This is a genomic window from Pseudomonas sp. G5001, assembly GCF_013385475.1.
Classification (GTDB): Bacteria; Pseudomonadota; Gammaproteobacteria; order Pseudomonadales; family Pseudomonadaceae; genus Aquipseudomonas.
Genome location: NZ_JACAPZ010000035.1, coordinates 1 through 10,720, shown reverse-complemented (window position 1 = coordinate 10,720; position 10,720 = coordinate 1). Strand labels below are relative to the sequence as shown.

9 protein-coding genes are annotated in these 10,720 nt (G+C 62.9%); 5 read left to right on the top strand and 4 right to left on the bottom strand.

Features of this window, described 5'->3' with window-relative positions; genetic code table 11:
- The first annotated feature begins 3 nt into the window (after positions 1-3).
- On the top strand, positions 4-318 hold the full coding sequence (locus HX805_RS25165) for an isochorismate lyase (protein WP_003218417.1): 315 nt from the start codon (positions 4-6) through the stop codon (positions 316-318).
- Positions 311-1,720, top strand: coding sequence for an isochorismate synthase (locus HX805_RS25160; protein WP_003218416.1), 1,410 nt, complete (start codon positions 311-313; stop codon positions 1,718-1,720). Before HX805_RS25165 ends, HX805_RS25160 begins: the two co-directional genes overlap by 8 nt.
- 47 nt (positions 1,721-1,767) lie before the next feature.
- Here the strand turns inward: HX805_RS25160 and efeO (HX805_RS25155) are convergent, their stop codons facing one another.
- From efeO (HX805_RS25155) to efeU, 4 genes are read right to left on the bottom strand one after another with little or no spacing between them, the layout of a single operon-like run.
- Complete coding sequence (gene efeO / locus HX805_RS25155; protein ID WP_003218415.1) at positions 1,768-2,586, bottom strand: iron uptake system protein EfeO; 819 nt, start codon at positions 2,584-2,586, stop codon at positions 1,768-1,770.
- Between the two features lie 27 nt (positions 2,587-2,613).
- Complete coding sequence (gene efeB / locus HX805_RS25150) at positions 2,614-3,921, bottom strand: iron uptake transporter deferrochelatase/peroxidase subunit (protein WP_008436218.1); 1,308 nt, start codon at positions 3,919-3,921, stop codon at positions 2,614-2,616.
- Between the two features lie 14 nt (positions 3,922-3,935).
- Complete coding sequence (gene efeO, locus HX805_RS25145) at positions 3,936-5,138, bottom strand: iron uptake system protein EfeO (RefSeq protein ID WP_008436219.1); 1,203 nt, start codon at positions 5,136-5,138, stop codon at positions 3,936-3,938.
- 10 nt (positions 5,139-5,148) lie between these two features.
- On the bottom strand, positions 5,149-5,997 hold the full coding sequence (efeU, locus tag HX805_RS25140; protein ID WP_003218412.1) for an iron uptake transporter permease EfeU: 849 nt from the start codon (positions 5,995-5,997) through the stop codon (positions 5,149-5,151).
- A gap of 168 nt (positions 5,998-6,165) precedes the next feature.
- Here efeU and HX805_RS25135 point away from each other — a divergent pair, with 168 nt between their 5' ends.
- From HX805_RS25135 to HX805_RS25125, 3 genes are all read left to right on the top strand, one after another.
- Entirely contained in the window at positions 6,166-7,188 is a 1,023-nt protein-coding gene (locus HX805_RS25135) for an AraC family transcriptional regulator (protein ID WP_177070119.1), read from the top strand.
- A gap of 189 nt (positions 7,189-7,377) precedes the next feature.
- On the top strand, positions 7,378-8,808 hold the full coding sequence (locus HX805_RS25130; RefSeq protein WP_008436222.1) for a glutamate decarboxylase: 1,431 nt from the start codon (positions 7,378-7,380) through the stop codon (positions 8,806-8,808).
- A 69-nt stretch (positions 8,809-8,877) separates the two neighbouring features.
- Complete coding sequence (locus tag HX805_RS25125) at positions 8,878-10,578, top strand: aspartate:alanine exchanger family transporter (RefSeq protein ID WP_168197511.1); 1,701 nt, start codon at positions 8,878-8,880, stop codon at positions 10,576-10,578.
- Positions 10,579-10,720: the final 142 nt, after the last annotated feature.

The following is a 10,720-nucleotide window of genomic DNA, read 5'->3' as shown; positions in this document are numbered from 1 at the left end:
CCTATGAAAACACCTGAGCAGTGCAGCGGGCTGGAAGACGTCCGCCTGGGTATCGACACGTTGGACGAACAGATCATCCGCGCTCTCGGCCAGCGGTTGGCCTATGTGAAAGCTGCGGCGCAGTTCAAGCCTGACGAAGCCAGCATCGCCGCCCCCGAGCGGGTGGCCGCCATGCTGCCCCATCGCCGCCGCTGGGCCGAGCGCGAAGGGTTGGACCCGATGTTCGTGGTCCCGCTGTTTGCGCAGATCATCCAATGGAATATCGACCAGCAAGTGCGCCACTGGCGCCAGCAGCATCAAGGAGCGGAGCATGAGTGAACGTCTGCCGGGATTGCTTCAGGCGCTGACCGAGGGCGAACGCCTGGCGCGCGAGAAGGGCGGCGCAGTGCTGGTGGTGTTCAGCCTGGCCTCGGAGCGCCTGGACCCGCTGCGGTTATTTGCCGCCAACCGCCAGGTACTCGGGCAAAGCCTGTTCTGGTCAAGTGACCGGGGCGCACTGGCCATGGCCGGCTTTGGTTGTACCGAGGAAATCAGCCCCGGGGCCGATGACCGCTTCAACGCCAGTGCCCTGGCGTGGCAGGCGTTGCTCAGCCAGGCCCATCAGGTGGGGCCGCGCCAGCCGTTGCTGTGTGGCGGCTTTGCGTTTGACCCGAAGGGCCCACGCTCGCTCAAATGGCAGTCATTCGCCGCCACCTCCCTGGTGCTGCCGCGCATCCTGCTGCTGCGGGAAGCCGAGCAACATCATGTGATCTTCAGCCAGTGGCTGGAGCCCGGGGCGGACGCGGTGCGTTGCGCCCAGAGCCTGGAAACCCAGTGGACGTTGCTTCTGTCCCGCTACGCCAGTGCGCCACGCCAGGAGATTCCCCTCGGCACACCGAGCGACGAAAACACCATCAGCGCGCAGCAATGGCAAGACACCGTAGCGACGGCCGTGCAGCGCATCAACGCCGGCGACCTGCGCAAGGTGGTGCTGGCCCGCGAAGTGCGGTTGACCACCTCACGGACGATCCCCTGTGGCCCGCTGCTGGAAAACCTCAAGGCGGCCTATCCCCAGGCGTACCTGTTTGCGTTCAGCCGTGGTGACAGCTGCTTTCTCGGCGCAACGCCGGAGCGGCTGGTGCGGGTGACTCGTGGCACGCTGAACACGGTGGCGTTGGCCGGTACTTGCCCGCGTGGTCGTCACGAGCAGCACGATGCCGAACTTGGCCAGGCCTTGATGGACAGCCCCAAGGACCGCCACGAACACACCCTGGTGGTTCAAACCCTGCGCGAAGCATTGCAGCCCTATTGCGCGATGCTCGACATTGCCAGCCAGCCGCAGTTGCACCGGCTGGCCAACGTGCAGCACCTGTTGACGCCGGTGATGGGCCGCTTGCATCCCCAGGTGCAATTGCTGCAACTGGTGCAGGCCCTGCACCCGACGCCGGCGGTGGGTGGCTTGCCGCGACGTGAGGCGATGGCCTATATCCGAGAGCACGAGCAGCTCGACCGTGGCTGGTACGCAGCGCCAGTGGGCTGGATGAATGCGCAGGGTGATGGTGAATTTGCCGTGGCGTTGCGCTCGGCGTTGATCAGAGGCTGTGAGGCGCACCTGTTCGCCGGCTGCGGCATTGTCGCCGAGTCGGATCCCGGGAGTGAGTACGAGGAAACGTGCTTGAAGCTGCGGACTATCCGCGATGCCTTGCGGCCTTCGGACGGAGTGCAGGTGGCGTCAGCCTGAGGAAGGCTCTCGCCCGGCAGGCCGGGCGAGAGCATGCAGCGTCTGGATCAGTTCAAGCCAAGCTTGCCACGCAGTGTGGACAGGTCTTCCGCCAGGGTATTGACCGGGCCAACCAGGGCTTTGCGGTCGGCTTCCTTGACCTTGTCGTAGGTCTCGAAACCGCCATCCTTGGTTTTGTACTTGGCCAGGATCTTGTCCACGGTGGCGAAGTTCTTGTCGACTTTGGCAACGAAGGCCTTGTCTTGCTTCTCGATCTGCGGACGGAACAGGTCGACGATTTTCTTCGCGCCGTCGATGTTGCCCTGGAAGTCATACAGGTCGGTGTGGCTGTAGCGGTCTTCTTCACCGGAGATCTTGGTCGCGGCGACTTCTTCCAGCAGGGCAGCAGCACCACCCACGACTTTTTCCGGCGGGAAGGTCAGGCCGTCCACGCGGGTTTTCAGGTCCAGTACGTCGCTGTTGAGCTTGTCCGCCAGGGCGTCGAGGCCTTTGGTGGTGTTCTCGGAGAACAGGCTGTACTCGATGCGGTGGAAGCCGGTGAAGTCTTCGGCTTTCACGCCTTTCTCGTGGTCGTCCACGCGGGAGTCGATGGAGGCGTCGAGGTCGCTGAACAGTTCGGCGATCGGCTCGATCGACTCATAGTGCACGCGGGTTGGCGCGTACAGCTTCTTGGCGGTGGCCAGGTCGCCTTTTTTCACGGCGTCGGTGAACGCCTGGGTTTGGGTGACCAGCTCGCCGATTTCTTCGGTGACGTAAATCTTGTAGTCCGACACCGGCCCTACCAGATCCAGCGGCGCGGTGGCGGCGAAGGCGGCCAGCGGCGAAAGGCTCATTAACAACGACAATGCGAGAGACGACTTCTTCATGGGACGATTTCCGCTCTGGGGTTTGTTTTAGGTTTTGGCAGTGGTTTGTGGATGTGTCGCATCAAGCAGCGTGCGCCCGATGAAATCCTGGGCCCCGGTGACGCCTGGCAAGGTGAAGAAGTAACCGCCGCCAACCGGCTTCAGGTATTCCTCCAGAGGCTCGCCGTTGAGCCGGGTTTGCACGCTGATAAAGCCTTTCTCCAGGTCAGCCTGATAGCAGATGAACAACAGCCCCATGTCCAGCTGACCGTTTTTGTTGACGCCGTTGGAGTAGTTGAACGGCCGGCGCAGGATCAGGTTGGCCTGGGTCTGTGCAGTACGCGGGTTGGCCAGGCGGATGTGGGCATCGAGCTTGGTCAACTTGCCTTCCGGGTCCTTGCTGTAGTCCGGGACCTGGGTTTCTTTCTGGCCGTCCATGGGCGCGCCACTGGTCTTGATCCGGCCAATGATGCTTTCTTGCTCTTGCAGCGGGGTGCGGTCCCAGCGTTCGACGAAGTTGCGGATGATCCGCACCGCCTGGTAGCTGCCATTGGCGGCCCAGGCCGGTTCGTCGCTGCCTGGCTGGACCCACACAATCTGATCCATCGCCTTGTTGTCGTTGGAGTTCGGGTTGGCCGAACCGTCGCGAAAACCGAGGAAGTTGCGCGCGCTTTGTGCCGGCTCGCCGGGGCGGGCTGGGGCCTGGGGCGGCACGCTGCCTTCCTGCTTCCAGCGCACCAGCAGCAGGTCCGGCAGGTTTTTCACGATATCGCGCAGGGCGTGGATGTTGGTGTCCGGGGTGTTGGAGCTGAACTGCAGGCTCAGGTCGCCGTGGCACTGCGCCGGTTCCAGTGCATCGTTGGGGAAACCGACCATGCGGATCAGGCGCTTGGGCTTGGCCGCGGCCAGGCCGAAGCGTTCGTCGAACAGCGACTCGCCCACCGATACGGTGATGGTCAGGTTGTCCGGTGTCACCACCGGGCCGAGGATGCCGGAATCGGTGGGGGGCAGTTTCGGGTCGACTTGCACCACGGTGCCGCCGGTCATCAGGAACGCGATACGCTCGTTCAAGGTGCGGAACAGCCGCTCCAGGTCTTCACGGTCGCTGGCCAATACGTCGAATGCCACCAGCATGCCGCAGGCCGGGCGCGGAGTGACGATGCCGGTCTGGTGCTTGCCATGGAAATCGTGGTGATCCTGGGTCTTTTCACTGCTTGGCGCGGTGGTCACTTGTGCCGCCGCGTTGGCAGCCATTGCCGGGCAGCTCAGGCTGCTGCCGGCAATGGCCGCGCCAGTGGCGGCCATACCCAACAATACACGACGACGCTGGGCGGAAAATTGTTCTGAATCACTCATGTCTACGGTCGTCTTCACTTCAGGCCGGAAAGGCCAAGGGCGGGGTCGATTCCATCGAGTGCAACGGCCAGAGCCTTGGCCTTGTCGGCGATCTGCTTGCGCTGATCGGCGGTAACGCTGTCATACGAGGCGTAGCGGCCATCGACTTTCAAACCGTTGAGTTCGGCATCGAGGGCGGTGATCGCGCTGTCGATCCCCGGCAGCAATTGCGCGGCAGATTTGGTCAGCAGCGGGCGCATCAGGTCGACCACTTTGCGGGCGGCGTCCAGGTTGGCGGCGAAGCCGTTGAGGTCGGTATGGCTGTAGCGTTCTTCCTCACCGCTGGCGGCACGTACGTCGGCCAGGCTGTTGAGGTTGCGCACCACGATGCTCACCAGTTGCTCCGGCGGCAGCGACTGGGCCAGCAGCTGTTGCTTGAGGCTGGTGACGTCGGTGACCAGGCGCTGGGCAATCGGCGCCAGGCCGTCGAGATTGCGTTGCTGGAACAGGCCGTATTCGAGACGGTGGAAGCCGCTGAAGGCCGGGTCCTGCTCGCGCTTTTCAAAGTAGTCGGCGCGGGCGTTGATCGCGTTGTCCAGTTCCGCCAGGCGTTGCGAGGCCGGGGCCAGGCGCTGGTAAGCCTCGCGGGCCGGTACGTAAAGCGCCTGGGCCTGGGCGAGGTCGCCGGCTTCGATGGCTTGGTCCAGCGCGGTAACGGCCTTGACCAGGGCGCTACCCTGGCTGCTCAGGTACACGCGGAACTCCGACAGCGGGCCGATAAACGCGACCATCGACGGCTTGGCCTTGGCTTGGGCGTCAGACTCGGCAGTCGGTGTCACCTTCAAGGTGCCACGCGGGTTGCTCAGCAGGCCGCAGGTGATCTGGTAGTCGCCGGGCAGCAGGTTGGCGTTGATCACCTGGCTCAGGCCCGGGGCGATGTTCTCGCGCTCTTCGACCACCAGCACGCCGTCGAGGATTTCCCATTCCACGGCACGGTCCGAGCGGTTGATGATGCGGAAGCTGGCGCGTCCGGCCGGTACCGTCAGCGCATTCGGCTCGCAGCTGTGGGCGTGGATGGTGACGGCGATTTCATTGTGGTTGGCCTGGCGCTTGGAGGCGGCCAGTTGCGAGGCGTAGTAGAACAGGCCACCGGCGGCGATCATCACGACCACCGAGCCGCCCACCGCCCAGCGCAAGGCGCGGGAGGGCGGAGCCGGTTGAGGGGTTTGGTTGGACAAGAGGCGGTCCTTACTGGCTGGAAACGGAAGAGGTTGTGCGGGTAGCCGGCTTGCTCGGCGGCGCCGGCAGGAAGAACATCACCAGGGCCACCACCAGGTAAATCAGGTAGGCACCGAGGGTGCTGATGGTCGGGGCGTCCTGATAGCCGAACATGCCGGCCAGCACCGAGCCCAGCGGGCCATCCATCGGCAGCGTCGCGCTGAAATCGAACAGTACGGTTTGCAGGTGGTTCCATACCCCGGCTTCGTGCAGGGCTTGTACCGAGTTGGCGAGGATGCCGGCGGCCACCACCAGGATGAACAGGCCGGTCCAGCGGAAGAACGCACCAAGGTTCAGGCGCATGCTGCCGGTGTAGATCAGGAAGCCGACGATGATCGCCAGGATCAGGCCGAGCAGGGCGCCAATCGGCGCGCCCGGACCTTCGCTTTGCTGGAACACGGCCAGCAGGAAGAACACGGTTTCCAGGCCTTCACGGGCCACGGCGAAAAACACCATGGCAATCAGTGCGGTGACCTGGTGTTTGGAGCCGGCCAGGGCATGATCGAGGGATTCATGCAGGGAATGCTTGATGGAGCGCGCGACCTTGCGCATCCAGAACACCATGGAGCTGAGAATGCCCACGGCCACCAGGCCGACGATGCCTTCGAACAGTTCCTGTTGTTTCTGCGGGAATTCGGCACTCACCAGTTCCAGGCCACCGCCGACCAGCAGCGCGAGGGCCGCTGCCAGAAATACGCCGATCCACACTGCGGGCATGTACTGGCCACGGCCAGTTTGCTTGAGGTAGCTGGCAATAATGCCAACGATCAAGGCGGCTTCTATGCCTTCGCGCAGCATGATTAAAAAGGGAACAAGCATTCGGCACCGAATCGTCACTAGATAGGATGCTAAGTTGTAACATAATGATACTCATTACTAAACAGGGAATATTGACCTTTACTGAACCTTGACTGAACGGTGGTGGCAAACCGCATCCGACACTAGAATGCGCGGCATCGTCCCAGTCACCGGATTGCGCCATTCCCCATGTCGGAAAAAGACACGATTTCCATCCAGCTGGTCCGCGAAGCCCTGTTGCAGAGCTGTGCGCCGGGTGCGGCGACCGATGAAGTGTTGACCAAGGTCGGGATTGATCCAGCACTGCTGGGCCAGCCAACCGCACGCGTCCCGGCAACCGCTTACGCACGCTTATGGCGCTTGCTGGCACGGCGAATGGACGATGAATTCTTTGGCATGGACCCGCGCAAGCTCAAATCCGGCAGCCTGGAGTTCCTCTGCCGGGCCTCCATGGCACAACCGAGCCTGGCCACTGCGCTGGAAACCGGCCTGGGGTTCCTGTCACTGATGCTCGAGCGCCTGCCGGCGCAACTGGTGCGCCAGCAGAGCCTGGCGGAAATCGTCCTGTTGGAGCCGGAGCCCGCACCCAGGCGCGCCTTCACCTATTTCGCCTACTGGATGATCGTCCACGGCGTCGCCTGCTGGCTGGCGGGGCGCCGGATCCCGATCCTGGCGATTGAACTGCGTTGCCCGCAGCCGGACTTCTGCGACGACTACCAGGTGATGTTTTCCGACAACTTGCGCTTTGACCGGCCGCGTACCCGGATGATCTTTTCCGCCGACTGCCTCGACCTGCCGATCAAGCGCAGCCCGGAGGAGCTCAAGCGCTTCCTGGCCCATGCGCCCGCCAACATCCTGGTCAAATACCGCGACCCGGACAGCCTTGCCACCCGCATCAAGACCGACCTGCGGCACATGCCTGCCGACACCTGGCCGGAAACCGAAGGCCTGGCCGCATCCCTGTGCATCTCGGCCTCGACCCTGCGCCGGCGCCTGGCGGAAGAAGGGCAGACCTACCAGGGCCTCAAGGACAGCGTGCGCAAGGAGTTGGCGATCGTCTGGCTGGCCGATTCCGACATCAGCTTTGCCGAGATCGCCACCCGCCTGGGGTTTGCCGATGCCAGCTCGTTCTACAAGGCGTTTCGCAAGTGGTCGGGCTCCAACCCCGGGCACTATCGCAGCCTGATATTGAACGAAGCACTGAGCCAGTAGGTCACTGCCAGGCACCCCCGGCACGTCTGCCTGCTTATCCACGCCTTTAATGATCTGGGTCACTTTCCTGCGCCGCCGTGCGTGTGATATTCGGCGCCACCGCTCCATCGTTCGTTTCCTGACGCAGCCTGATCGGCATTTGTCGCGATCAACGTCTACGCCATTTCCCTCATTCAAGAGCAGGATTTCATGGCACTTCACAGAACCGTAGAGACCCAGGACCAAGCCATCGAAGACGTCTATTCGAGTGGCTCCGCCCAGCACAAACTGCCCAAATACCGCCTCCCGGACCACTCGACCACGCCGTCGGCCGCCTACAACCTGGTGCGCGACGAACTGCTGCTGGACGGCAATTCCCGGCAAAACCTGGCGACTTTCTGCACCACCTGGGTCGAGCCCGAAGTGCAGCAGTTGATGGCCGATGCCCTCGACAAAAACATGATCGACAAGGATGAGTACCCGCAGACGGCCGAGATCGAAAACCGTTGCGTGCACATCATTGCCGACCTGTGGCACGCGCCGAAATCGTGGCAAACCGTGGGTTGCTCCACCACCGGTTCCAGCGAAGCGGCGATGCTTGGCGGCCTGGCACTGAAGTGGAGCTGGAAGAAACGCCGGGAAGCGGCGGGGCTGCCCACCGACAAACCGAATTTCGTGTGCGGCCCGGTGCAGATCTGCTGGAAGAAATTCGCCCGTTATTTCGATGTGGAAATTCGCGAAGTGCCGTTGCGCGGTGACGCATTGGGCCTGCGCCCGGCCGACCTGCGGGAATATTGCGACGAAAACACCATCGGTGTCGTCGCGACCCTGGGCGTGACCTTCACCGGGATCTACGAACCGGTCGCAGCCCTGGCGGCCGAGCTGGACTCGATGCAACGTGACCTCGGCCTGGATATCCCGATCCATGTCGACGCGGCGAGCGGCGGGTTTATCGCCCCGTTCATCCAGCAAGAGCTGCAATGGGATTTTGTCATCGAGCGCGTCAAGTCCATCAACGCTTCCGGCCACAAGTACGGCCTGGCGCCGCTGGGCGTCGGCTGGGTTATCTGGCGCTCCACCGAAGACCTGCCGGAAGAGTTGATCTTCTACGTCGACTACCTGGGCGGCAACATGGCGACCTTTGCCCTGAACTTCAGCCGGCCCGGCGGTGAAATCATCGCCCAGTACTACAACTTCCTGCGGCTGGGGCGCGACGGCTACACGCGGATTCAACAAGCGTGCTCCGACACGGCGCAATGGCTGGCCTCGGAAATCACCAAGTTTGCCCCGTTGGAACTGGTGTACGACGGCAAGGATGGGCTGCCGGCGGTCTGCTACAAGCTCAAGGACGGCGTCGACCACGGCTTCAGCCTCTACGACCTGTCGGAGCGCGTGCGCATGCGCGGCTGGCAGATCGCGTCATACCCGTTGCCGTCCGATCGGCAGAACGTCGTGGTACAGCGCATCCTGGTGCGGCATGGCGTGAGCCGTGACCTGGTGGCGTTGCTGCTGGAAGACCTGCGCAAGGCCGTTGCCCACCTGCAGAAAAACCCGGTGGAGCATTCCGACGCGGGCCCCAGCTTCAGCCATGGCGCCATCGCCGACCCGGTCATCCCGGCCGACACCCCGAACCTCGACTGAACGCACTGAACACTCACCGGGCCTCGAGGCCCGGTGCCTTTAGCGTTGCATCGCCAGGTACGAATCATCGTGACTGCCTTCTTTACTTTCCTGCACGACAACCCCTACATCCTGCTGTTCCTGGTGGTTGGCCTGTCCGTCTGGGTCGGGCGCGGCACCATCAAGGGTTATGGCCTGGGCGCGGTGGCCGGGGCCATCGTGATCGGCTGCGCGATTGCGACGTGGGCGTCTTACTACGGCGTGCATTTCGAACTCGATAACTTTACCAAGAGCCTGTTTTATTACCTGTTCATGTACGGCGTCGGGCTGCGGGTCGGGCCTTCGTTCATCAACAGTCTCAAGGGTGATGGCCTGAAATTCACCTTCCTGGCGATCCTGTCCTCGTTCCTCGGGCTGGGTATCGTGGTGCTCGGCGTGCGGCTGTTATCCCTGCCGGTGGGCGCGGCGGGCGGGATTCTTGCCGGTTCGCAAACCATGTCGGCGGCGATTGGCTCCGCCGAACAGGCGATTACCTCGGGCGTGGTGCCGCTGCCACCGGGCACCACGGCGGCGGCGGCCACCGCGATGATCGCCCTGTCTTACGGCATCACCTATATCTGGGGCACGGTCGGCATCATCCTGATCTGCAAATACCTGCCGCGCTGGTGGGGTGTGGATGCGCGCAAGGCGGCCAAGGAATTCGAGCTGGAGCACGGTGTGCCGAACGTCGACGATGCCGGGCTCAGTGGGTATCGGCCGTTTGACCTGCGGGCCTATCGCCTGGTGAACCCGGAGCTGGTGGGGCAGAGCATCGCGCAGTTTCGCCAGCGCTTTGCGTTGTACCAGATCGAGAACGTCGAGCGTGGTGAAGAGTTGCTGGGGGCTGATCCGACGCTGGTGTTGCAACTCGGCGATGTGATCGCCCTGGGCGGTAGCCTGGATGCGCTGACCGATCACATGGGCCTGATCGGGCCGGAAGTACCGGATGCCCGGGCGTTGAATATACCGCTGGATGAGGCGGTGATTCTGGTGACCCACAAGGATGCCGTGGGCAGGGCGCTCAAGGAATTCAGCCAGTCGCCGATTGCCGGGCAGGTGCAGTTGGTGGGGATTGAGCGGGGTGGAGCGCCGATTCCGGTGGGGCTGGAAACGCGGTTGCAGCGCCTGGATGTGATGCACTTGATTGGCTTGCGCAGTGCCATCGACAAGGCCACGGCGTTGCTGGGCAAGGCGGGGCGGGCGAGTACGGCGACGGATTTGCTGACGCTGTCGCTGGGTATGGTGCTGGGGTTGTTGATCGGGCTGATTCAGGTGCCGGCGTTCGGTGCGGCGGTGGGGCTGGGCAATGCGGGCGGGTTGCTGGTGTCGGGGATTATCGTCTCGTCGCTGGTGTCGCGGGTGCGGTTTTTTGGGAATACCCCGAATGCGGCGCGCAACATTCTCGAGGACATGGGGTTGATATTCTTTGTCGCGATTGTGGGGGTGAATGCGGGGGCCAACCTGGTTTCGCAGATTAGCGCGATCATTGCGTTGAAGATCTTTTTGCTTGGGTTCGTGGCTTGTACGATTCCACCGTTTATTGTTTGGGCTGTGGGTTTTCATGTGTTCAAGATCAACCCGGCGATTCTCATGGGCGGTGTTGCGGGGGCGCGGAGTCACTCGGGGCCGGCGCGGGAGGCGGCAAAGGAAATTGATAGTACGGTGCCGTGGATCGGGTTTCCGGTGGCGTATGCGGTGTCGGGGATTTTGCTCACGGTGTTTGGGTATTTTGCCATGGTGCTGGCGCGGTAGCTGTATTGGGTACATATCCGTTGCTGCGGTATCGGCCACTTATGGTTCCGCTCTTACAGCGGGTCACTTTTGGCAAACGCCCGGAATGCCGGCCCAGCCAAAAGTAACCAAAAGGTCTTGGCCCCACCACTCGGTGCCTCGC

What these genes read in the sequence shown, in the direction of transcription:
- HX805_RS25135 (WP_177070119.1), top strand. Translation starts at nt 6,166, where the DNA reads ATGTCGGAAAAAGACACGATTTCCATCCAGCTGGTCCGCGAAGCCCTG.
- efeU (WP_003218412.1), bottom strand. Translation starts at nt 5,997, where the DNA reads ATGCTTGTTCCCTTTTTAATCATGCTGCGCGAAGGCATAGAAGCCGCC.
- HX805_RS25130 (WP_008436222.1), top strand. Translation starts at nt 7,378, where the DNA reads ATGGCACTTCACAGAACCGTAGAGACCCAGGACCAAGCCATCGAAGAC.
- efeO (WP_003218415.1), bottom strand. Translation starts at nt 2,586, where the DNA reads ATGAAGAAGTCGTCTCTCGCATTGTCGTTGTTAATGAGCCTTTCGCCG.
- HX805_RS25160 (WP_003218416.1), top strand. Translation starts at nt 311, where the DNA reads ATGAGTGAACGTCTGCCGGGATTGCTTCAGGCGCTGACCGAGGGCGAA.
- HX805_RS25165 (WP_003218417.1), top strand. Translation starts at nt 4, where the DNA reads ATGAAAACACCTGAGCAGTGCAGCGGGCTGGAAGACGTCCGCCTGGGT.
- efeB (WP_008436218.1), bottom strand. Translation starts at nt 3,921, where the DNA reads ATGAGTGATTCAGAACAATTTTCCGCCCAGCGTCGTCGTGTATTGTTG.